Genomic DNA, 21299 nt, shown 5'->3' with positions numbered 1-21299 from the left:
GACAGATTTCAAATCTGTCCCCAAACCCAATCCCGAAGAAACAAACGCGGTCATGAGCGCCTCGAAAGGCTTTCGCCAGATCAACCCGGACATCTTCCGTCCCGCGCGCAAGCGCCGGGTGAAGAAGCGCCGGCACCCGGTCCGCCGCCTGCTCGCCTGGACCGCCGTCATCCTGCTCACGCTGTTCCTCGGCTTCAACCTGTGGGTGCTGGCCAAACTTTGGTGGTGGACCGACCATGCCCCGCAGGCGAGCGCCTTCATGGAGGCGCGCCTCGCACGCCTGCAGGAGAAGGATCCCGAAGCCGACCTGCATTTCCGCTGGGTGCCGTACGAGCGCATCTCGATCCAACTCAAGCGCGCGGTGGTCGCGGCCGAGGACGCGCGCTTCATGGAACACGAGGGCTTCGACTGGGAAGGCATCGAGGCCGCGTTCAACAAGAACCTGAAGCAGGGCAGTCTCGTCGCCGGCGGTTCCACCATCAGCCAGCAGCTCGCCAAGAACCTGTTCCTGTCCGGCCGCCGCAGCTTCCTGCGCAAGGGCGAGGAGGCGCTGATCACCGTCATGATCGAGGCCATATGGAGCAAGCGCCGCATCCTCGAGGTGTACCTCAACGTGGTGGAGTGGGGCGAGCGCGTGTACGGCGCCGAGGCCGCCGCGCGACGCTATTACCGCGTGTCGTCCGATGCGCTGACGCCCGAGCAGTCCGCCCGCCTCGCCGCCATGCTGCCGCGCCCGGGCTACTACGAAACCCACCCCGACTCGCGCTGGCTCGGCATCCGCACGCGGATGATTTCACGGTATATGCGGCAGGTACGGGTGCCGCGGTAAATCATTTCTTCAATTGTTCAAATTTGAATTACTGATGTAGCCCGGATGCAGCGCCAGCGGAATCCGGGAAGATTGTTTGCCATAGTTGGCATATTTGATTGTGCCTGATTTCGCTTAATCGCATCCGGTATAAGCGCGGCAATCATCCGTTGGATGATGCTTGTCATGAAACAGGATGAATCGCTTAACCCAATGGACGTAGCACTTCTCGGTGCGATAGCTGTAATGGCGTACGCGGATTGTCGTACGGAGTTTTTCGAGCAACGGAGACTTCTTCATGATCGGCCCTCCCTGGCGACATGACTCCGATAAAATATCCATTTGCCCGTGTGGTTTCCATAATCCTTCTGGATAATCAAGCAGGTAGTCGGCGCGGGTGCGTGTTATATATAAAACTGCTACGTTATAACGTATAACTTTTATACCTACTCACTGTTGACCGATCATAGGCCTCACGGAAAGAAGCCCAAGCCCAGAAGTTTTAACAATAAAATATGAGCGGACCACTATAAATGGCGGATAGTGCTGGGCCGAAAAACATGGTAGATAAAGCGAAGCAACGCAAGCGTCGCATAACGGCGTTAATGCGGACGCAGCGATTGCTTCGCTTTAGTCCACATAATTTATCCCACACATTATCAGGCAGAGCTGGTGCAGATTGCAGAATCCAGAGGCAACTGCGCACGCCCCGTGATCCCTATGCCGTTCAACCACTCGCAAAAGCCGACGCGCGATCAATGAGCAGTGGTATTAATACCGGAGCTATCGCGCGCGGCTTAGCTCGATACCGTTATATGCAGTAAGCCACGATGGAAAATCGATTTAAAATAACAACAATAGGCAACGTCCTTCAGTCACTGAGTAATGATGACGCACTCCGTGTCATAGCGTTATCTTTAGCTGCGAACGACCTTACTCTAAACGTGGAAGCCATTGGACGTTTTCCAGAATCGGAGAGCATGTATTTCTTTGTTACATCGCTTTCTATATTGAGAGAACTGGCAAAGTTGGTTGCAAAAATCGATACAGGTAACTTTCAAGGAAAAATGTCAGGGGAAACGGAAGGGTTGCTGCAGGAGGTGAAATCTTCTCTGGCTTCGTTCGAGAAAGGAAGCCTTGTCAAAGATACCCTTAAACCAATTAGAGATGTCACCTTTCACTACAATCATATCGATGAAAAAGGTGATTCCAGGTCGTTAATCGAGCAAGCATTGTCTGAAGTGAAGATGCAAGACACTTTAGAACTCGGCTTCATTGAAAATATCGATTCCGCACTGGGCCAACGATATATTTATGCCGATAAATTTCGTTCAAAAATAGTAGAACAATTGCTAAGCAAAGAAATTGTATCAACAATTACCAGTGTGTCCGCTAATGTTGTCGCTTTGGTCGACTCGTTGTTGGTGGATATGAAGAAAGGTCACGAGTAATAGAGATGCATATAACAATGCCATCAAATTCGCTCCCTTCGGTCGCCGGATCTCGCTACCGCTCGGCCGTTTATGGCAAACGTTAGGCGACAGAAGAATGTTCGCTCAGCTTGACCAGTGCGCATATCTTGATCTTGCGGGTGTCAGTGAGCCCCGCACCAACTCCCTTCGCTTGGTTATAGAGGAGATGCAGGTCGGATTCGAGTCTGAGGAGCTCGAGATGGACGGCGTCAACTTTGGTCGATCCCGTAAGATCGAGCACACGTCGAGCTGCCGAGCCTTCGAGGTAACGTGGGACACATACATCGCTTACGCGGTTGTCAATGAGTCATATGCGCGGGTCAAGGACAACGAGACTTACGAAGGACGCTTGGTTCGCGTCTATTCGAAGTCGGATTTCCTTGATCACATCCGCCGTGACACGTTTGCTGACGACAAATACCCTGGCCCATTCAAACATATCGAGTTGATCTGTATGCACCATATCGTCGACGTTGTTTCCGTGGCGGAGCCGCGGGTGCGTTTGCTGAAGGCTGGTCAACCACGTGTTGTGCCTGTCGCCTAGCCAGCAGTTGCAGCGGACCGTGACACGGCGCCGCGTGCGCGCCGCAAGCGCGGCGTTGCCATGGTGCGCCTGCGGCGCGCATGACACGTCGGCGTGCGGCCGCTGAACTGCACGTTAGGCGAGGCAAGAGGAAAGCATGGTTGCATATGTATATCTAATAGAAGAAGAGCCTATTGAAGGAGATAAGTCTGGGCCTTGGACAAAATAGGTTATTCAAAAAAATCCACCAGAATGGAGAATGGAAGCAAACCTAAAGGAGAAAACCCAAGAAACATACATGTAGCGGCAGCCTTCCAATATGAAACCGAGCGAGAAGCCCGAAACGCAGAGAGAAATACTCACAGAAACTTCAATCATTTAAAACATCAAAAAGAATGGTTCAGAATTGCGTGGACTGAAGTTGCCCAGTGGTTGGAGAGTACAGGAGCGAAATTGTGTGCTGAAGAATGAAGCAATTCGGCCTAACAAAGCTGTCAAATTGACAGTTTTTCCGTCGCTCCTTTTTGTGCTAAATAGCACAAACGGGCTCCTCCAAAACTGCAATTTACAACGACGTTAGATTGCATGTCAGAACTAGAGACACAATTAGAAAAAGCAAATCGATTGTCTGCTATTACTCAGCAGGTCGGGTTTTCATTGTGGCAGCTTCAAGAATTAGAGTGTGTGTGCGCTACATATTACGTTTTAGTAGAAGAAGCTGAAATTGGCATGGGAGAAGAAGCTGGGATTAAGCTAGAAGAAAACGCAAAGAAGAAAACCTTCGGCAATACCATTCACAAATTTGTAGAGGCGGGCTTGCTTGCGGAAGAAGTGGAGGAAAGATTCAAAAAATTACTTTCCGAGAGAAATTGGCTTGTTCATAGCTCAAGAGCAAGTAGCAGAAGAGCAATTCACTCGGATTCACATATGCAAGCTTTGCTCGAGAGGCTAAGGAAAATATCTGAGGAGGCATTGTCTCTTCTAAAGCATGTGGACGCATTAACTGAGGCTTATGTAAAAAGACATGGTGTGTCAGAAGAGTTCATAGATAAAAAATCGAAGGAAATATTAGAACAATGGCGCTCAATAGATGCAATCTAACACGGCGCTTGTTCGGACGCTCCTTACGTCGCGCCGCACAGCTTGAACGTTGGGCGTCGCAAACACAGCCTTTGGAGTCCTCACGATGAAGCCACACATCACGCTTGTCACGCTCGCCGTCGATGACCTCGAACGAGCCGTCGCCTTCTACCGCGACGGCCTCGGCTTCCCCACGAAAGGCATCGTCGGCTCAGAAATCGAGAACGGCGCAGTTGCCTTCTTCAAGCTTCACGCCGGCCTGAAGCTCGCTCTATGGCCTCGCAAGAGTCTCGCTGCTGATAGTTCAGCCCCGTTGCAACCGCCGAGTGCCACCGAGTTCTCGCTCGCTCACAACGTGGAGTCGCAGAGCGAAGTCGATGCGGTCATGAAGGAAGCAGCTCAAGCGGGCGCCACGATCCTGAAGCCTGCACAAACCACATCGTACGGTGGCTACGCCGGCTACTTCCAGGATCCAGACGGACACCTCTGGGAAGTTGTGTTCAATCCGGGCTTCGCGTCCCTCGAATAAGACGAAGTCAGTAGCCTCACCAGCCGCATGCCGGTGTGGGGCCGCTCAACTCAAACGTTAGCCCCCAGAGAACACGTCAGTGCGCTATCAGGGAAAGATAACCGACTGGAAGGATGACAAGGGCTTCGGCTTTGTCTCGCCAAACGGAGGCGGCCCTAGGGTGTTTATCCACATCAAGGCATTCACGAATCGTCAGCGACGACCAGTCGGAAACGAACTCGTGACTTACGAACTCTCGGTGGATTCGCGTGGTCGCCAGCAAGGCATGAATGTGGCGTTCGTCGGCGAGAAGGTGGCGTCTCCTCATCCGGTATCCGCACCTGGGCCTGGGCCGGTGGCCCTGATATTTGCCGTTGCTTTCCTTGTCTTCGTAGTGGTGGTGGTCAGTATGGGCCGACTGCCGTTTCTGGTGCTGCTCGTTTATCTTGGTGCGAGCTGTATTGCATACCTTGCATATGTGTTCGACAAAGCCGCCGCGGTACAAGGGAAGTGGAGAACGACTGAGGAGTCCTTGCATCTCTTCAGTTTGTTAGGTGGCTGGCCGGGTGCCATACTTGCGCAGAAGATGAGTCGTCACAAGACACAGAAGAGATCGTTCCAGGCGACATTCTGGGCGACGGTAGTACTTAACTGCATAGGGTTCGGCTGGATGCTGTCGGCACCCGGAATGCGCATTGTAAAGTCACTTCTGGGTGGTGCTTGAGGACTAACCGGTGCATCGAGCCGACTGCCTGCCAGCGGGGCTGGCAGAATCCCTCCGTGTCGCACGCTCCGGCGGCGGATCATGCACAACGTTTAGCCTCCATAACCCGCGCGTTGACGCCCCAGCTCGATCAAGGATAGGAAAGAAGCGATGTCTGTAACAGATTCACAAAGCCAATGGCAAGAAACCGTACGCGTGAACATCCGCGAAGACGCCTCGTTCAGCAAGGCGCACCTGTTGATGAACGCCCTGGCTGCCACGATTGCCAGTTATGGATTGTTTGCCAATAGTCCGGCCGTCGTCATTGGCGCCATGATCGTAGCTATGTTGTTGGGACCCATAGTCGGCGTCTCGTTGGCTTTGGTGGACAGCGATGCAAAGATTCTGCTGAAGAGCGTGTTGTCGCTGCTTTCGGGTACTGTCGCGGTTCTTGCGACCGCGTTCATCATTGGTGTCCTCCATAATGATATTCCCCTCACCAGCGAGATCATGGTACGGACCGCCCCTAACTTTCTGGATCTGATGATTGCATTGGCAGGCGGTGCCGCAGGCGCCTATGCAACCGTTTCTTTCCGCCTGAGTATGGCCCTGGTGGGAGTTGCCATCGCGACCGCCCTGGTCCCGCCGATGTCTTCAGCGGGTATTCTGCTCGCGCGCGGCGATTTCAGCCTGGCGATGGGCGCCCTTGAGCTGGCCGTTGTCAACCTCGTCGCCATCCAGTTTTCTGCCTCTGTTGTTTTGTGGTTAACCGGGTTTCGTCGTGTTACCAGCGCCTCCGGGCAACCCATTGCAAAGTTCCTAAGGCAGAATCTGTTGAGCATTCTCATCCTGGCAGTGCTCGGCGTCTCGCTGTCAGTCAACTCCCGGCATGCCATTGCCAAGCAACTCTTCGAGACGAAAACCCAATTTTCACTGCAACAGGAAATCAATTCCTCTTTGGGGAGCCATGTGACGGGAGTACGCTTTGAGAAAGTGCCGGGGAAAACCATTGTGAGAGCGGTGGTGCGCGGCCCGAACCCGCCTTCCGCGGCACAGGTCGCGGCCATGGAGGATCAATTGCCATCCTCACCCGATGGCACGGCTGTGACATTGCGTATACGCTATGTTCAGGTGATGATCATTGATCGAGACGGCCTGCTGTATTCAGATATAGCGTTTGGGAGTGATGAATAGCAAGAATCAGGTGGCGGCCCAACCACGGCTTGCAGTGGACTGCGCTACGCGCCGCCTCTGAAGTCTGCCGTTCGGCCTCGCAAACACCTCCATGGCGCGCGCTTCAGTGTCAAAGATCATCCAAGCAGGTCTTGTTTACTTCGCCATCGTGCTGGGTGCAGGTTTTGTGCTCGGTGTCTTCCGAGTTCCGTTCCTTGTTCCACACATCGGTGAGCGCTGGGCGGAGCTCGTAGAGATGCCGGTCATGGCAGCGGTAATCTTCATGGGAGCGGGGTACATCCTCCGCCGCTTTCCCGAGATTTGCTATCCCGCCAGGTCACTCATGGCGGGTGTGCTTGCGCTTGTCCTCTCTGTTGCCGCAGAGCTCGGTCTGGCAACTGTCCTTCAGGACCGAACCCTGGCAGATTTCATCAGCAGCCGAGACAAGGTATCAGGCTCGGTGTACATCGCTCTGCTTCTGGTGTTCGCAGTCATGCCAAGACTTCGCCTCACAAGCCATGTCCGAGCCGCAGGCAAAGCCAGCGAGGCCTAACCCATCGTTCAACCGGACACGCCGCCGCGTATCAGAGATAGCAGAGATCTTCGTCGCGAAATTGCGCGAGCCAAAGGTGACCCGCCCCAGGACGGAAAAGACCCTGGCGAGCGCACTGAAGGCACATTTCCGGGATGCCCTCGAGGAAGAGGCGATCCCGCACGTGATCAAGGCGATCCAGGCCACCGGATTTCTGTCCATCACCGCCGGAAAAATCACATACGCCCCGACCGATGGCTGATAACCCGATAGTCCCCCATTCTTGACCCCATGCCTCACTCCGCCGGACTCATTCAAGCGCGGTTAATCGAGGAGCTTGTGCGGTTCTCCGCTGATTCGGAATATAATCACCTGCCCGGACACCAGTTCTGATTACATGACGAGAACCCCGAGAGGGAAACCGATGCTTTCATACCTGCTCAAGTCACTTCGCTATTGGATCAAATCCCGGTTGCTCTGGATCCTCGTGCCGATCAAGGCGGGGCCATTGAAGGGATATCGGTGGTCTGTCGTGACCGGTGTCCGGTTCCTGCGGGGCACGTATCATGAGAGCGAGACTGCGACCCTGATCGGCCTGATCAATCCGGGTGACGTTGTCTACGATATTGGCGCGCATGTCGGTTACTACACGCTGGTGGCCGCCCAGGCCGCCGGGGATGGGCGCGTCATCGCGTTCGAGCCGCTGGAACTGAATCGCAAGACGCTTCGCAAGCATATCGAGGTGAACGGGGTCGGGAATATCACCGTATTGCCGTATGCCGTCTCCAGCACATCGGGGACGGAGCAATTCGATCTCGCGGGCGGAACCGGGCGCGGCCAGCTCAGCACGGGCGGCAGGCTGGCGGTGGAGGTCAAGACGATCGACGAGCTGCACGCATCCGGAACGATCCCGCCACCGAACCTCATCAAGATGGACATCGAGGGCGCGGAGGTATCGGCCCTCAAAGGCGCGGTCAGGGTGATCGAGGCCTTTTCACCCCGAATCTTCCTCGCGACGCACGGCGCGGAGATACGGCGTGAGTGCGAGGAATTTCTGCGCAGCCACGGATACGATCTGAAGAATTTCCGCTCTTCCGACATCATTGCAACCCGGCCCGGCGCCCGGACACCGGCAGGCGCCAAACCCGAACGTCCCGCGTACGGCGAGGCCTAGAAGATCTTCCTGCAGCGCGGATATGCCGATGGAGGCCGGAATATCTGGCCCGCGGCGTATACTGGACATCCATGAATCACGACATCGTCATCAGGCGTTCAGGGCGGATGCCGGGTGATCATTGCGCGGAAACCCGATGAACGAATTCATCCACCATCTGCAGGATGTCTTCCGGCAGTTCGGACCGATCGAGGTGCGGAGGATGTTCGGCGGTTATGGCGTCTACCACGACGGGCTGATGTTCGGCCTGGTCTCCGACGAGACGCTGTACCTGAAAGCGGATGACGGGAACGCGGCGCACTTCCGGGAACTGCAGTTGCCGCAGTTCGAGTACCTGCGGCGTGGCAAGCCGACCCGGCTGTCCTACTATCGCGCGCCCGACGTGGTGATGGAGGACCTGTCCGAGGCGGCGGTCTGGGCCCGGCGCTCGTTCGATGCCGCGCTGCGCGGGCGCCGGAAATAAGGGCGCAGCGCCGCTCCATTGTGTCTTTTTGATCCTCGCGCGCTTGTGTAGTATGGACGACGGACAACTACAGGGCAGGTGATCCATGACCGAGCACCCGACGTCGCAGGATCCGCGTCCGGCCGACGATACGCCGCTGACGCGCCATCTGATGAAACTGCTGACCGTGACCACGACCCTCGGGCATGCCGTCATCGGCATTGCGCTGGTCGTCGCCACGGCGGTGATCACCGCCCACTTCTTTCTGGAGATCTTCCAGGCGGTCGAGGCCCGGACCCTCTTCTCGGGCTTCATCCACGCGCTGGGCACCCTGCTGCTGCTGTGGACCATGCTCGAGCTGATCCAGACCGAGATCGGGTTCCTCGGCGGCCAGCCCATCGACGTGGCGGTGTTCATCGAGGTCGCCCTGGTGGTCGTCGTGCGCGAGATCATCCTGATCCCGGTGGACAACGAGCAGCCGACGTTCGAGGATGTCGGCAAGTGGGCGGCGACCGCCGCGCTGCTGGGGCTGACCTACCTCCTCCTCAGATACGGCCACGCGCATTTCGCGCGCATGCCCGGGCGCGGGACCAAGTGATGCGCGCGCCGACATCGACGCCGGGCTGATCAGCGATGTCCGACCTCAAGGACCCAAGGGTGCTGTTCGCCGCCGAGCGCACGCTGCTGGCCTGGAACCGCACGAGCCTCGCGCTGATCGCCTTCGGTTTCATCATCGAGCGCGCCGGCCTGCTGCTCGAGGTGCTGGCGCCGGAGGGCACGCATGCACTCCAGGCGAATCTGAGCTTCTGGATCGGGATCGTCTTCATCGCCCTGGGCGCGTTCCTGTCCGCCTACTCCGCGCGGCAGTACGCGATCGTTCTGAAAACCCTCAACCCGGACGAGTTTCCCCCCGGCTATGCGGCGAAGTGGGGACTGGCGGTCAACCGGCTCGTCGCCGCGCTGGGCGTCCTGCTGATCGTCGCACTGATCGCCGGACGCATCCTGTGATGGCGTTCGTTTCCTGATCGTTCGCAGGCCGGCGCCATTGCCCGCGGTTGGGGGCTGGGCACAAAAGCCTATATCATCAGAGCGTGCCTCATAATTGGATATGCATGTTTGCAACGAAAGAGAAATGCGTCATTCCCGCGAAAGCGGGAATCCAGTGTCTCTGATTATCAATGGCTTAAAGTCACTGGGTCCCCGCTTTCGCGGGGATGACACCTGCTGTTTCCACCCACTATCAATTTTGAGACAGGTGCAGGAGTTTTCCCTGCTGACGACCGGCACGTTCATCTGGGGCTTCGGCGATCTCCTGATCGAATACCTGATGTATCAATGAAACCCCTTTCCCGCGTAAACGAGACGAAACAACGCAGTCATGCATGTCAAAGAGCTCCTGAGCGCCATTGCGATAGCCCTCACGCTGGCGGCGTTTCTCCCCTACATCCGTTCGATCGTGAAGGGCGAGATCAGGCCGCATGTGTTTTCCTGGGTCATCTGGGGGTCGACGACCTTCGTGGTATTCCTGGCGCAGCTCGCGGACGGCGGCGGCGCCGGCGCCTGGCCGATCGGGATTTCGGGCGGCATCACGATCGTGATCGCCGTGCTGGCCTATATAAAGAGGGCGGACACTACCATCACGAAGCTCGACTGGCTGTTCTTCACCCTCGCGCTGTGGTCGCTGCCGCTGTGGTACGCGACCTCCGATCCGCTGTGGGCCGTGGTGATCCTCACCTTCGTCGACGTGCTCGGCTTCGGGCCGACGGTGCGCAAGGCCTATCACTTCCCGCGCTCGGAGTCGCCGCTGTTCTTCGGCCTGTTCGCCGCGCGCAATCTCCTCGTCATCCTGGCGCTGGAGCATTACTCGCTGACGACCGTGCTCTTCCCGGCGGCCATCGCGATCGCCTGCGCGCTGCTGATCGGGCTGATCTTCCATCGCCGGCGCGTGGTGGCGGTGTGAGTTGGCGCTGTTGGGGCACGGCTGCCGGCGGCGTATACTGGAGGCGCGCCGGGGTCATGTAACACGGGCATCATCCGGCGCGTCTATGATGGACCCTCTCGCAGGAGATCATCCTCGTCTATCACCGGAGCCGTCATCATGGGAAAGCCCCACCTCGTATTGGGTCTTCTGATATTCCTGACCGGATGCGCGGGCATGCAGCCGCAGCGCCCGGCCGGTTTCGAGGCGTACGGCAACGCCGTGATCCGCGTGACCTCGGACGTGGCGAAGGCCCAGGGACACCTCGAGACCCTGCAGTTCATCCTGGTCGATGAGCTGAACGGGGAGCAGGTCTTCCAGTCGGTCGCGGCCGCCGGAGAGTCGGGCGACACCGGCAGCCTGGTCATAGAGATCCACGTCAAGCGCTTCGTCGAGGTGCACAACCCGCTGCGCATCGCCGTGGGCGAGATGGCCGGCAGCAATGAGGTGGGCGCGGACGTGACGGTAATCGACGGATCGAGCGATCAGGTGCTGAGCAGGTTTTACCTGGAGGCGGAGTCCCCGGAATATCCCCCCACCTTCGACTGGCCCTGGGGCAGCATCGATATCGCCATGGAACGCTTCGCCGGCGCGCTGATCGGTATCCTGCTGGACTGGAAGCAGACCGGAGCCCCGGGGGGCTGAGCACCTTAATTGTCCGCGACAGTTGGGATCGGCGTGGAAATTCCATTAAGATAGACGGAATTTTTCACCCCGATGTCGGATATTTTTCTCTGAGGAAGGCATGAGCGAAACCAAAACGATCCCCCCGCGCAATATGTTGCACGTCGGCTTGTCCGAGGTCATCTTCTGGAGCCGCTGGCTGCAGGCGCCGCTCTACCTGGGCCTGATCGTCGCCCAGGCCGTCTATGTCTATCTGTTCGGCGTCGAACTCTGGCACCTCGTGCACGACGCGCACAAGATCGGCGAGACCGAGATCATGCTGATCGTGCTCGGCCTGATCGACGTGGTGATGATCGCCAACCTGCTGATCATGGTCATCATCGGCGGCTACGAGACCTTCGTGTCGCGCCTCAACCTGCGCGAGCACCCGGACCAGCCCGAGTGGCTGGCGCACGTCAACGCGGCGACGATGAAGATCAAGCTGTCGATGGCGCTGATCGGTATCTCGTCGATCCACCTGCTGAAGACCTTCATCAACGCCGAGCAGATGAGCGAGCATGCCATCAAGTGGCAGGTCATCATCCATATCACGTTCATCGTCTCGTCGGTCGCGATCGCGCTCACCGACCGCATCATGACCAAGACGCTGATGGACGCCCATCGCGACATCGAACGCGAATAGCAGACAGGCGGCAGCCCGCTCGCGCGGGGCCGCCCGGGGACCGACCTGTCTCTGCCAGAAGCCCCGGGACCTCAAGAACCGCTGCCCGCACGTCGCTAAGAACCGCAAGCACCTGCGGCAGGTGCGCGGGGCTGGAACCACGATTTTTTCCCGGCCCGGCAATGCCCTAGGCGCGCGCGGGACCGGGTGAAAGCGGCGCGGTCCGGCCCGCCGGCTGGACAATTCCGGCGTTTTTCGCTATATTTTGCCGGTATTTTTCAATATCTTACCGATACTTAGTCTCGATACCATACAAACTCTCAGGGGGTTTCCATGTCAGGTTCCCAGGGCGACAAGAAGGGCGGCGAATGGGGTTGGGACATGCCGGAAGGCATGGATCCGATGAAGGTGATGCAGGTGGCGTCCGCGTACTGGGACTCCTGCGTCCTGCACGCCGCCAACCGGTTGAACATCTTCAGCATCCTGGATGACAAGAGCAAGGACCTCGACACCCTCGCCCGCGAGACCGAGTCCGACCGCCGCTGCCTGGGTGCGCTGCTGAGCGCGCTGGTCTCGATCGGCTTCCTCGACCGCGACGGCGACGTCTTCCGCAACAACCAGTTCAGCAAGATGTTCCTCGCCGAGTCCAGCAAGTACTACCAGGGCGGCATCGTCTACATGTTCGAGAACTGGTACCAGGCCTGGGGCGGTCTCTACAACACGGTGAAGACCGGCAAGCCTTCGGCGCTGATGCACCAGGCCTACTCCGACGAAGAGACGCGCAACTACATGATGGGCATGCACAACCGCGCCCTGTCGCAGTCCGACGTGCTGACCTCGATGTTCAACCTCACCGGCAAGAAGCAGCTGATGGACGTCGGCTGCGGCCCCGCGACCTTCGCGGTCAAGTTCTGCGAGCGCTACCCCGGCCTGAACGCCGTGGCGATGGACCGCGACCAGAACCTGAAGATCGCGAAGGAAGTCGTCGACATGTACAACATGCACAACCGCGTGAAGCTGCTGCCCGGCGACTACAACACCGACAGCCTCGGCACCGGCAACGACGCCATGCTGCTCTCCTCGATGACCAACCAGGAATCGCCGGAGAACATCAAAAAGCTGCTGAAGAAGTGCTACGACTCCATGAACAAGGACGGCGTCATCATGATCCAGGAGCAGCTGCTGTGGGGCGACAAAAAGGGCCCCAAGCTCGCCGCCCTGATCGGCGTCAACCAGATCATCAACACCGTGCTGGGCTCGTCCTACTCCACCACCGAGATGGAAGACATCCTGCGCGCGGTCGGCTTCAAGGACATCAAGTCCGAACAGATGGCCCCGCCGAGCCCCTTCATCATGGTCAGCGGCTACAAGCGCTGACGTCAAAGCAATACTGAAACATAAAGGCAGCCACCGTTATCGGGGCGGCCTTTTGTTTTTGTGGTTCAGGCACTTCTCGCGACGTACGTGCTTTACACCCATGTTGGGTTCGCGATTCGAATTAATACTTATTGATTAACAGAATAGAGATAACGCATCCATGCTACTGGGTTTGGGCAGTGTATTGCCTCCTCGTCAATGGCGGCATCCATACCATTCGTCATTGGATGAGGTAGGATTGTCGGTGTTGAATCCAGTAAAGAGCGGAGGGAATATCCATGCTATACGGAATCGGCCTATTATCAATATCAGCGATTCCGGCAAATTAGCTGTTATGTGGCAACGAACCTGTAGCGCCAGCGAATGAATCTAGCAACGTTAAGGGTCGAAGGAACTGATAGCGCCCTCGAATCGCTTAAGACGGTACTATCCCTTGAGTGCGATACACAATGGAAAATGGGTGACAAAAGGCGAAATGGTCGTGTGCACACACTGTCAGGCTTCAATGCGACCGTTGCGGATGCTAAGAATCCAGGTGAACTTACAGAACTCATCCGCTCGTTCCTGGTGCAATGCAAAGACAACAAAATTGTTTTTCCTAACCTGGATCTCTCGGCCGAGTTAGCGATCAGTTTTACGGTCGGTGACTCCGAGCAATTCGTGGCGGGCGTGGAGTTCTCTCCTCCGAGTTGCTATTGTGCGCGGAATGCGGAATCACACTTAGTGTCACCGCATACCCAACATCGGATGAAGCAAATGCAGAAGAGAATGCCACATAACAATGTGTTCAAGTTCGCTCCCTTCGGTCGCCGGACCTCGCGCTGTCGCTCGGCCGCTTAACACAACGTTAGACGGCATTCCAAAGATGCGGTCATGCCCCAAGCATTCTTAATCATGCATATCGGCAACTCTGAGCTTGACCATGTTGCGGCGTCAGCAATTGTTCCAGCGCTCGTTGCTTGTGGCCTTGATCCAAAGCGTGTTGACAAACACAACAAGGGCAGCTTGCTTAAAACGGAGATCATCGACTTCATCGAAACATCTGACATCATCGTTGCCGATCTTACGCATGAACGACCGAACTGTTACCTAGAAATTGGGTATGTGATGGGCTTGGATAAGTTTCGCAATCTGATTCTCACGGTACGTGAGGATCATTTTCAAGAGAGCGAGAATTTCATGAAGGGCGGCCCCAAGATTCATTTCGACCTTGCTGGATACGACATCCTTGCTTGGCACCCGGGTGACATTGACGGTTTCCGCATGGAGCTTGAGAAACGCATACGTCGCCGACTCGCAATAATTGCGCCCCCGCCAGAAGCTACCGCAGCGCCGCATGAAAGCAACTGGTTCGCGGACCAACGGGCTTTGGCGGATGAAGGGATGAAGAAAACGTCTCGTACCGCGTACATGGAGTTGTCTTTTGCTCTCGCTTCTCGAATAGAGAAATTTTCCTTACCTGCTCTAAACAAGGCGGCACAGACTGCGCCAATTCACACCTTTGGCTGGCCCATCGCAGTCTATCTGACTCGCGAGGACCTTCGTCCCCACCCACGTGCGGATGGCGTGGTTGCAGAGGTTACTCCGGAACGGAGAGAGTCATACGACTTTTGGGCTTTGCGCCGCAATGGAGATTTCTACTGGCGCGGATCGCTTTTTGAGGATGAACGTCGTCCAGAAGACCTCTTTTTTGATACACGTATTGTTCGGGTAACCGAGGCGTTGCTTTACTGCGGACGTCTTTATGCCGCGCTGCAGCAAGACAGGCAGCGCGTTGTGTCTGTTACCGTAAGGCATGTAGGTCTGAAGGGGCGACGCTTATCCTGCGCCAATCAAAATAGACTTATTCACGCCCGTGATTCATCGCATGAGAATGAGTCAGCGGTATCTTTGTCCGTTCGGCTTCAACAACTAGAGACTGATTTAGTCTCGTTGGTAAAAAGCGTTGTTGCACCAATGTTGGAGCTTTTTGATTTCTTCGAGCTAAACGATCATATATACGAAGAGCTAGTGAATAACTTCGTGGCAGGAAAGGTATGATAGAAACGCCGTCTAACCACTGCTTCCACGGGGCGGCGTCGCTAACGCGCCGCCGCCCGTGAAACGGGCCATTGAGCCCCCATCGTCCTTGTAACCATGCATTATAGATTATGAAAACCCTGTTTTATGCAGTTGTTCTAGTATCGCTTCTGGGTCTAATTCTAGAGGGCTACAATCATCCCTGGACAGGCTTCGCCGGTTACCAACTTCAGAACGGCGATTTTGTAGCTGCGAAGACGCTTTGGGATTGGCTAGATCTGCTTATCGTGCCACTTGTTCTGGCAATTGGGGCATTTCTTCTGGATGGGTCAAGGAAGCGTTCTGAGCAGGAAGTGGAAAGCGACAGGCAAAAACAAGAGATACTTGATGAGTTCATTGCCTATATTTCGGAACTACTTATTGAAAAAGATCTATTTAATTCAACCGGACCAAATGCAGTCCGTGAGGTGGCGCGTACGCGTACTCTGACGGCGCTTCGGTTATTAGATGGAAAGCGAAAGGCGCAAGTTCTGCAATTTCTTTACGAAGCTAAATTGATTCTTGCTAATCCTGTGATACAACTGAACGGGGCTGATTTCAGAGATGCGTTACTAGATGAAGCAACGCTTTCCGGAGCGGAATTGCGGGGCGTATACTTTTCTGGCGCTTCTATTCGTCGCGCTAACCTTGTCGGCGCTGATCTACGCGGCTCAGACTTCTCCCGCGTAAACTTCCACGAATCAAACCTCAGCAATGCACTTCTTGTACAGTCAACGCTCGACAGGTCCGATCTTAGGGCGGCGACACTAGATAATACTGACTTTTCAGCCGTCAGCCTGAATAAAGCCTGCATGACTAATGCGCAGCGTGCGGCGCTCTTACACAAAGCCGGTAAATAGGAGGAAATTATGGCAGAAAGTTCCTGTCCAAAATGCAGTGGCTCTGGAAAGGTGCCCTGCCAAGGTTGCGGAGGGACAGGTGGGGTCAAGGACTATTCGCGAAAGGAAGAAGCGCAGTGGTCCTCATGCGCCGGTTGTCACGGAACAGGGGAGCGTACCTGTTCGTCATGTGGTGGGACTGGAAAAAAGTCTAGCTCATGAGGGCTCTGGGGCTATGAATCTGTGGCTGTCCAACAATGCGCTTGTTCGGACACAAACTACGCTACGCTTCGTTTGCGTCGCACAGCTTCAGCGTTAGGCGACTGTGCGCGCGTACTACTTCACCACGGCGAGTTTCGGGCTCTCGGCATTGCAAAAGCGTCGGCTCAAGGTCGCGCGTATTCATGAGCTGAACGACCCTTTCGAGTTTCTGGGAGTTGAACTCTCAGATCCGGACTTCCGCAAGATCATTAAGGAGACGAAGCGCGAGCTCTCAAACGGTAGCGGTTTGGTCTGTTTCTCGAAGTCGTGGCGTCATCCGATGCTTTGGGCTCACTACGGCGAGAAACACCGCGGGATCTGCCTGGGCTTCGACGTCGCTGATGAGAAGCTTGAGCATGTGAGCTACCTGAACTCGCGGTTTCCGAAGCCATCGAACGTTCACAGCGGTTCGTTCATGCGGAAGCTCTTGTACACGAAATTCGCGCACTGGAGTTATGAGGACGAGTATCGACTCTACGTCCAGCTCGTCGACCAGGAGGACGGCCTCTATTTCGTTCCTTTCTCCGACGAACTCAAACTGAGACAAGTAATCGTTGGCTGCGAGTCGACAGAGTCTCGCGCAGACATCAGCAACGCACTCGGAGCCGACTCCCATCTTGTGGAGGCGTTCAAGGCTCGACCGGCGTTTAGGTCATTCAAGATCACGCGACAGAAGGACGATCGACGGTGGACCTAACCAACGTTGCGGAGTCGCGCAGCAACAAGCGGTTGGAGCGATCCGTGGCAGGGCATCGCGTGTGCGCCACGAGCGCGCCATTACATTGTGCGCTCGTATCGCGCTGCATGCGGCAGCACGCGGTCGCTCAACCGCAGCGTTAGGCGAATTCCCATGGGTTACACGGAAGAACAGATTGGCGAATTTGATGCAGAGTACACAAGAGTATGCCAGGGCCTTCAATATCTCATGTTACAAACCGTATTGGCTGGTCAAGAAACAGGCCATGTGGGTGTGAAAGAGCATCTTTTGTATGGTGCAGCACGAAGATTGAATATCCTAAAAAATGTCTAGAAAATATATTTAATGAATTTCCTCTGACTACCAGTAAGCCGCTCCAAAGAGATGTGGTTTATGATGTTCAGATCAATCTGCACGCGTATGTCATGAATCTCTATGGTATTTTTGATAATTGGGCTTGGTCTTTTTGTTTGTCAGCATGATTTGTTAGACGATGTTGGCGGAAAACATGGACGGGTCTGTTTCGCGAGAGCACAAGCACGCATCTTCCTAAACCGCTTCGTGACTATCTTGCTTCAGAAACAATCACAGACTGGCATGAGAAATACCTAAAGTCTTATCAGAGATGCATTGGCTCACAGAATCCCTCTGTATATTCCTCCGGCAGAATTCACTAAAGAGGGTGAGACGCTTCAATAATCTTGAAAACAAGAAACTGGAACTGATAAAAGGCTATGGAATGGGGAAAACTTGATGAGCTTTATGCAGAGCAAGAAAACATAGGCAGGCCATCTTTTGTTTTTCTGCATTCGTTTGATGGAGAGCCATCTAGGCCGGTTTTATTCCACCCGCAGTTGTTGTGCGACGGATTGGCAATCGTTGAATTCGGTTCTCTGTTCATCAAGCATTGGAAAGAACCCGCCTAATAAGGCGCAGCTGATCAAGAGGTCTGTGATCAAGGGGTCAGAGTGCATGAACATCTTGGTCAGAGATCTGGTTTCAATAACTCAGACTTTTTGATTTCTCAGCGTTTGCCATTTATACACTTACTGCCTGTAGTGGAGGAGTGCCTGTGAAGCCAGATTTTGATACAGCCCTGCAAGAGCATTTCAAATCCATTTCCAATAGAGATATTGAGGCATTCAAGTCGCATCTGACTAAAGGCGACACCCTTTATACGATCGTTCAAAACGGGCATGCCTTCACGACCCCGTCTGAAACCATTGCGATACATGAGCAATGGTTTAAAGATCCGAATTGGGTATGGGAAGGTTCAGTTGTTCGGGTATCAAGGGGTCAGAGTTGTTGATATAACCATCGCTGACCTCGATACCTCCGATAAAATCTGCCATGCACATTCGGGCAAGGCGATCGGGTGTAGATCTCTGACCCTCTCGGTTCTCTAATTAAAGAAGGAACAGATGCGGAAACTGAACTACATGATGATGTTCTTCTATTTGGCATGCGCGGTAAAGCCGGCACCGGCAGATGATGTCAATGTTGAGTCGTCTTGGTTTAAGCCCGCGTTGATTGAAAATCATGATCCAGCCTGTGAAGACTTATTGAAAGATGCATATAAAAAGTATTTTTCCGATTCCTCCTATGATGAAGCTTATGCGAGGCAACGAAGCATAATACCCAATATCAGAAAATGATTCGCTGGCTTCTCGATGCATATACGGAGACCCAGGAGCAATCTCTGACAAGTCGCTCAACCGGACACAGCAAAAAGCGCCGCACCGGTTAGCGACTCGTTATGCCGCGCGATTGACATACCATATAGGATATATATACTAATTCAGGTATGTGGGAGATATACGAGCACAGGAAGGCCATAAAGCAACTGGAGGCGCTTCCTATGGATATCCTCAAGCGTTACGAGAAATGGAAGGATATCGTTTTAATCAGCGGCCCAGAGGGGTTAAGGGCCATCTCAGGATTCAGAGACGAAGCTCTAAGAGGTGAATGGCAGGGGCACCGATCTTCCCGTCTCAATATTCAGTATCGTGTGATTTACCGGGTGGTGAGAGAAAAGGTTCTGGTGCAGGTAGTCAGCGTGACTCCACATGATTATCGGAGCAAGTGAAATGAAAGATTATCGTAAAGCGAAGAAAATGGTGGAAGTGTCGGTAGGCGAGTCGGTGAAAATCCTTCGAGAGTTGCAGGGGTTAAGTCAGAATGAACTTGCTGAAATTACCGGCATTCCGCAGTCTACTATCTCGGCTATTGAAAATGATCGAGTTAGCCTTGGGGTGGAGCGAGCCAAGGTTCTTGCCAGAACGCTCAAATGTCATCCCGCGGTCCTGTATTCCCAGGATGGGATGTGCAGCAGGAATCCGCGGCATAATTATCGGCTCCATGGGACATGCGGCCCGTGAGCCGAACGTTATCAGCGGATCAGGGGGCCAGAGCTGGTGAAATTATTCTATGACTGAGATGTTCATTCACTCCGAGCCCTTGATGCGCACGCACCTGATGATTAGCGAAGGTCCTCCGCCCTTGTCACGAAACTGACATACTTGAAGCCAGGTGCGGACTCGTTTTATCAGCGCCGCTTCGGTTAGAATCTCGGCTCGCCCAGCCCCGCGCCTCCACTGAAGTGAGCCACCGCTATGAACGCCAGCCGCCCCGCCTATCACCACCCGTTCTTCTCCGAACTGCCGCGCCACCTCAAGGTGCTCTACAGCATGATCCTGCTGATCCTGGGCCTCGGCTACCTGTTTGCCGTGATCCAGATCTTCGAGGTGCACGCGGGTGCGGACGGCAAACCCGGCCTGTCGGTGCGCGACATCCAGATCGCCTATGCCGGTACGCCGGACAACAGCCGGCTGGAACGGCGCTGCGCGGCCGATGTCGCCATGGCGAGCCCCGAGCAGATCCAGCAGATCATCGCTTGGGTGCGCACGGGCGCGGACGAAGCGGAATTCAATCAGGATATCCAGCCGATCCTGCAGGCGAAGTGCCAGCTCTGCCATGCCAGCAGGGATCCCTCGCTGGGGAGCTACGCCGAGGTCAGGCCGCTCACGGCGGCAGACGGCGGCGTGTCCATCGGCGCGCTGGTGCGCGTGTCGCACGTGCATCTGTTCGGCATGACCTTCATCTTCGCATTCCTCGGCCTGATCTTCAGCCATGCCTATGTCCGGCAGCGCCATCGCAAGTCGATCCTGATCGCGCTGCCTTCCTCGCGATCTTCGTCGACATCGGTTCCTGGTGGCTGACCAAGATGTCGGTGGTGTTCGCCCTACACGGTGTTCGCCGGCGGCGCGGTGATGGGGACCGCCTTCGCGCTGCGGTGGCTGATCTGCGCCCACCAGCTCTGGTTCCTGCGCGCGCCGCCGGAAGGGCCGCGGCCGGACTAATGCTGAGTTGGACGGATTTGGCTGCGGGGACAGATTTGAAATCTGTCCCCGTCAATAGAATTAATCCATCGGTGGTTTCATCGCGCAGGTTCACAGGCGTTCACTTGATCGGCTCAGCGATCCGCCGACATTCCCTTCCACGTCCACCCACAGATGGCGCAATCCCAGGCTTTCCAGCCAGGCCGGGCCGTCCTGTTCTTCAGCATCGCGATGGTGGAGGCGCTGCCGGCGACGACCAGGAAATCTCCCACCACGGTGACGGCGGCCATGTACCGCACGGGCCAACAGGTTTTTCGGATTCAGGATATGGCCATAGCGGATGCCGTCGACGCTGATGCAGCGCTCGTAATCACCGCTGCTCGCGGCCGCCGCCCTGGTGCGGGGCGATGGTCTCGATGGGTTCGATGCCCGGCTTGCGCGGGTGTTTATGCCGATGCGCCAGGGGACTTCGTCCGGGTGCGGACCGATGACGCGGATGTCGCCGCCGAGATTCACCAGGCCGTGGCGCGCGCCGCGTTCCGGCACAACGTCGCGAGGTGATCGACCGCGTATTCCTTGACGATGCCGCCGAGGTTGAGCTCCATGCCGGGTTCGAACCCGATCGTCGGCGGCGACCAGCGCACCTTGTGCCAGCCGATCCGGTCGAGCGGCAATGCCGGATCTGCCCGTCGCACTCGGGAAAACGGACCGGAAGTTCCCAGGCCTGGCGCAGGCCGGAGGTGATGTCGAACAGGCCGTCGCTCTCGCGGCGCACGGCGAGCCCATCGCCCTGGACGGGAATTTGAACAGTCGCGGTTCGCCGGTAGACTTCATGACTTCCCACACGATGCCGCTCCCGGTGACGGGGTGTTAAGTCGGCCCGGTCGTCAGATATGGATGCCCCAGTTGAAGACCAGTGTCCCTTCGCGGTCGAGCTGGTGGCCGTTGAAATCGTTCTGCACCGGCACCAGCCATTCGAGGCTCAGGCGGTTGCCCGCGAAGGTCCCGCTCCGGATGCTGGCGGACAGGCCGAGGCCGAGGTCGATGAAGG

The 21299-nt window shown here is 55.9% G+C and carries 26 protein-coding genes and 4 pseudogenes; 27 read left to right on the top strand and 3 right to left on the bottom strand.

The features are described 5' to 3' along the window. Positions 1 to 52: 52 nt before the first annotated feature. A complete protein-coding gene (gene mtgA / locus IPK65_13040; protein ID MBK8164010.1) occupies positions 53 to 829 on the top strand; it encodes a monofunctional biosynthetic peptidoglycan transglycosylase in 777 nt (258 codons plus the stop codon). A gap of 114 nt (positions 830 to 943) precedes the next feature. Here mtgA and IPK65_13035 read toward each other — a convergent pair whose 3' ends face one another. Continuing rightward, entirely contained in the window at positions 944 to 1108 is a 165-nt protein-coding gene (locus IPK65_13035) for a phage integrase N-terminal SAM-like domain-containing protein (protein MBK8164009.1), read from the bottom strand. 530 nt (positions 1109 to 1638) lie between these two features. Between IPK65_13035 and IPK65_13030 the strand changes: the two genes are divergently transcribed. The 26 genes and pseudogenes from IPK65_13030 (at position 1639) to IPK65_12905 (ending at position 20128) form a co-directional block, all read left to right on the top strand. Continuing rightward, the gene (locus IPK65_13030) at positions 1639 to 2259 is read left to right on the top strand and encodes a hypothetical protein (GenBank protein MBK8164008.1); all 621 of its coding nucleotides are present in this window, start codon (positions 1639 to 1641) and stop codon (positions 2257 to 2259) included. 220 nt (positions 2260 to 2479) lie between these two features. After that, positions 2480 to 2824, top strand: coding sequence for a hypothetical protein (locus tag IPK65_13025; protein ID MBK8164007.1), 345 nt, complete (start codon positions 2480 to 2482; stop codon positions 2822 to 2824). A 195-nt stretch (positions 2825 to 3019) separates the two neighbouring features. Continuing rightward, entirely contained in the window at positions 3020 to 3274 is a 255-nt protein-coding gene (locus tag IPK65_13020) for a GIY-YIG nuclease family protein (GenBank protein MBK8164006.1), read from the top strand. Positions 3275 to 3388: 114 nt separating this feature from the next. After that, positions 3389 to 3904 (top strand): hypothetical protein, encoded by a 516-nt coding sequence (locus IPK65_13015; protein ID MBK8164005.1) that lies wholly within the window; start codon positions 3389 to 3391, stop codon positions 3902 to 3904. 85 nt (positions 3905 to 3989) lie between these two features. Next, positions 3990 to 4412 carry a VOC family protein gene (locus tag IPK65_13010; GenBank protein ID MBK8164004.1) on the top strand — a complete coding sequence of 141 codons (423 nt, stop codon included), beginning with the start codon at positions 3990 to 3992 and terminating at the stop codon, positions 4410 to 4412. Positions 4413 to 4491: 79 nt separating this feature from the next. Further along, positions 4492 to 5115: a cold shock and DUF1294 domain-containing protein gene (locus tag IPK65_13005; GenBank protein ID MBK8164003.1), complete on the top strand. Its 624-nt coding sequence runs from the start codon at positions 4492 to 4494 to the stop codon at positions 5113 to 5115. Positions 5116 to 5265: 150 nt separating this feature from the next. After that, entirely contained in the window at positions 5266 to 6288 is a 1023-nt protein-coding gene (locus tag IPK65_13000; GenBank protein MBK8164002.1) for a TIGR00341 family protein, read from the top strand. A 106-nt stretch (positions 6289 to 6394) separates the two neighbouring features. After that, positions 6395 to 6820 (top strand): hypothetical protein, encoded by a 426-nt coding sequence (locus tag IPK65_12995; protein ID MBK8164001.1) that lies wholly within the window; start codon positions 6395 to 6397, stop codon positions 6818 to 6820. Between the two features lie 76 nt (positions 6821 to 6896). Continuing rightward, positions 6897 to 7061, top strand: a complete 165-nt coding sequence (locus IPK65_12990) for a hypothetical protein (GenBank protein ID MBK8164000.1) — start codon at positions 6897 to 6899, stop codon at positions 7059 to 7061. A gap of 270 nt (positions 7062 to 7331) precedes the next feature. Further along, entirely contained in the window at positions 7332 to 7973 is a 642-nt protein-coding gene (locus tag IPK65_12985) for an FkbM family methyltransferase (protein ID MBK8163999.1), read from the top strand. A 136-nt stretch (positions 7974 to 8109) separates the two neighbouring features. Further along, entirely contained in the window at positions 8110 to 8436 is a 327-nt protein-coding gene (locus IPK65_12980) for a TfoX/Sxy family protein (protein ID MBK8163998.1), read from the top strand. Between the two features lie 151 nt (positions 8437 to 8587). Further along, entirely contained in the window at positions 8588 to 9013 is a 426-nt protein-coding gene (locus IPK65_12975) for a phosphate-starvation-inducible PsiE family protein (GenBank protein ID MBK8163997.1), read from the top strand. Positions 9014 to 9048: 35 nt separating this feature from the next. Then, entirely contained in the window at positions 9049 to 9423 is a 375-nt protein-coding gene (locus tag IPK65_12970; protein MBK8163996.1) for a DUF202 domain-containing protein, read from the top strand. Between the two features lie 370 nt (positions 9424 to 9793). Beyond that, positions 9794 to 10375: a hypothetical protein gene (locus tag IPK65_12965; GenBank protein MBK8163995.1), complete on the top strand. Its 582-nt coding sequence runs from the start codon at positions 9794 to 9796 to the stop codon at positions 10373 to 10375. Between the two features lie 138 nt (positions 10376 to 10513). Then, positions 10514 to 11038, top strand: coding sequence for a DUF4410 domain-containing protein (locus IPK65_12960; protein MBK8163994.1), 525 nt, complete (start codon positions 10514 to 10516; stop codon positions 11036 to 11038). A 133-nt stretch (positions 11039 to 11171) separates the two neighbouring features. Further along, complete coding sequence (locus IPK65_12955; GenBank protein ID MBK8163993.1) at positions 11172 to 11699, top strand: TIGR00645 family protein; 528 nt, start codon at positions 11172 to 11174, stop codon at positions 11697 to 11699. A gap of 312 nt (positions 11700 to 12011) precedes the next feature. Beyond that, on the top strand, positions 12012 to 13055 hold the full coding sequence (locus IPK65_12950) for a class I SAM-dependent methyltransferase (GenBank protein ID MBK8163992.1): 1044 nt from the start codon (positions 12012 to 12014) through the stop codon (positions 13053 to 13055). Between the two features lie 873 nt (positions 13056 to 13928). After that, positions 13929 to 15095, top strand: coding sequence for a hypothetical protein (locus IPK65_12945; protein MBK8163991.1), 1167 nt, complete (start codon positions 13929 to 13931; stop codon positions 15093 to 15095). Between the two features lie 110 nt (positions 15096 to 15205). Then, positions 15206 to 15973, top strand: a complete 768-nt coding sequence (locus IPK65_12940; GenBank protein MBK8163990.1) for a pentapeptide repeat-containing protein — start codon at positions 15206 to 15208, stop codon at positions 15971 to 15973. 304 nt (positions 15974 to 16277) lie between these two features. Then, on the top strand, positions 16278 to 16910 hold the full coding sequence (locus tag IPK65_12935; protein MBK8163989.1) for a DUF2971 domain-containing protein: 633 nt from the start codon (positions 16278 to 16280) through the stop codon (positions 16908 to 16910). Positions 16911 to 17063: 153 nt separating this feature from the next. Next, entirely contained in the window at positions 17064 to 17243 is a 180-nt protein-coding gene (locus tag IPK65_12930) for a hypothetical protein (protein MBK8163988.1), read from the top strand. A gap of 739 nt (positions 17244 to 17982) precedes the next feature. Further along, a pseudogene (locus IPK65_12925) lies at positions 17983 to 18183 on the top strand (nuclear transport factor 2 family protein). A 253-nt stretch (positions 18184 to 18436) separates the two neighbouring features. Next, a pseudogene (locus IPK65_12920) lies at positions 18437 to 18657 on the top strand (hypothetical protein). Between the two features lie 57 nt (positions 18658 to 18714). Next, positions 18715 to 18996, top strand: a complete 282-nt coding sequence (locus IPK65_12915) for a type II toxin-antitoxin system mRNA interferase toxin, RelE/StbE family (protein MBK8163987.1) — start codon at positions 18715 to 18717, stop codon at positions 18994 to 18996. A gap of 1 nt (position 18997) precedes the next feature. After that, a pseudogene (locus IPK65_12910) lies at positions 18998 to 19257 on the top strand (helix-turn-helix transcriptional regulator). A gap of 265 nt (positions 19258 to 19522) precedes the next feature. Further along, positions 19523 to 20128, top strand: a complete 606-nt coding sequence (locus IPK65_12905) for an elongation factor-1 alpha (protein ID MBK8163986.1) — start codon at positions 19523 to 19525, stop codon at positions 20126 to 20128. Positions 20129 to 20359: 231 nt separating this feature from the next. Here the strand turns inward: IPK65_12905 and IPK65_12900 are convergent. Both IPK65_12900 and IPK65_12895 read right to left on the bottom strand, forming a co-directional pair. Further along, positions 20360 to 21200: pseudogene (locus IPK65_12900) on the bottom strand (FAD:protein FMN transferase). Beyond that, positions 21136 to 21299 (bottom strand): hypothetical protein (locus tag IPK65_12895; GenBank protein MBK8163985.1); only part of this gene is annotated, 164 nt, incomplete at its 5' end. The pseudogene IPK65_12900 and the gene IPK65_12895, both read right to left, overlap by 65 nt.

The sequence above is a fragment of the Gammaproteobacteria bacterium genome, from assembly GCA_016712635.1.
GTDB lineage: Bacteria > Pseudomonadota > Gammaproteobacteria > SZUA-140 > SZUA-140 > JADJWH01.
Note: the sequence above shows the minus strand (reverse complement) of the source record. Positions and strands in the feature narration are given on the sequence as shown.

Coding starts and splice junctions, on each gene's coding strand:
- IPK65_13015 (MBK8164005.1), top strand. CDS start 3,389: ATGTCAGAACTAGAGACACAATTAGAAAAAGCAAATCGATTGTCTGCT.
- IPK65_12950 (MBK8163992.1), top strand. CDS start 12,012: ATGTCAGGTTCCCAGGGCGACAAGAAGGGCGGCGAATGGGGTTGGGAC.
- IPK65_12965 (MBK8163995.1), top strand. CDS start 9,794: ATGCATGTCAAAGAGCTCCTGAGCGCCATTGCGATAGCCCTCACGCTG.
- IPK65_12970 (MBK8163996.1), top strand. CDS start 9,049: ATGTCCGACCTCAAGGACCCAAGGGTGCTGTTCGCCGCCGAGCGCACG.
- mtgA (MBK8164010.1), top strand. CDS start 53: ATGAGCGCCTCGAAAGGCTTTCGCCAGATCAACCCGGACATCTTCCGT.
- IPK65_12930 (MBK8163988.1), top strand. CDS start 17,064: ATGGGTTACACGGAAGAACAGATTGGCGAATTTGATGCAGAGTACACA.
- IPK65_13025 (MBK8164007.1), top strand. CDS start 2,480: ATGGACGGCGTCAACTTTGGTCGATCCCGTAAGATCGAGCACACGTCG.
- IPK65_13035 (MBK8164009.1), bottom strand. CDS start 1,108: ATGAAGAAGTCTCCGTTGCTCGAAAAACTCCGTACGACAATCCGCGTA.
- IPK65_12940 (MBK8163990.1), top strand. CDS start 15,206: ATGAAAACCCTGTTTTATGCAGTTGTTCTAGTATCGCTTCTGGGTCTA.
- IPK65_12980 (MBK8163998.1), top strand. CDS start 8,110: ATGAACGAATTCATCCACCATCTGCAGGATGTCTTCCGGCAGTTCGGA.
- IPK65_13010 (MBK8164004.1), top strand. CDS start 3,990: ATGAAGCCACACATCACGCTTGTCACGCTCGCCGTCGATGACCTCGAA.
- IPK65_12960 (MBK8163994.1), top strand. CDS start 10,514: ATGGGAAAGCCCCACCTCGTATTGGGTCTTCTGATATTCCTGACCGGA.
- IPK65_12905 (MBK8163986.1), top strand. CDS start 19,523: ATGAACGCCAGCCGCCCCGCCTATCACCACCCGTTCTTCTCCGAACTG.
- IPK65_12975 (MBK8163997.1), top strand. CDS start 8,588: ATGAAACTGCTGACCGTGACCACGACCCTCGGGCATGCCGTCATCGGC.
- IPK65_13000 (MBK8164002.1), top strand. CDS start 5,266: ATGTCTGTAACAGATTCACAAAGCCAATGGCAAGAAACCGTACGCGTG.
- IPK65_12945 (MBK8163991.1), top strand. CDS start 13,929: ATGCCCCAAGCATTCTTAATCATGCATATCGGCAACTCTGAGCTTGAC.
- IPK65_13030 (MBK8164008.1), top strand. CDS start 1,639: ATGGAAAATCGATTTAAAATAACAACAATAGGCAACGTCCTTCAGTCA.
- IPK65_12955 (MBK8163993.1), top strand. CDS start 11,172: ATGTTGCACGTCGGCTTGTCCGAGGTCATCTTCTGGAGCCGCTGGCTG.
- IPK65_12915 (MBK8163987.1), top strand. CDS start 18,715: ATGTGGGAGATATACGAGCACAGGAAGGCCATAAAGCAACTGGAGGCG.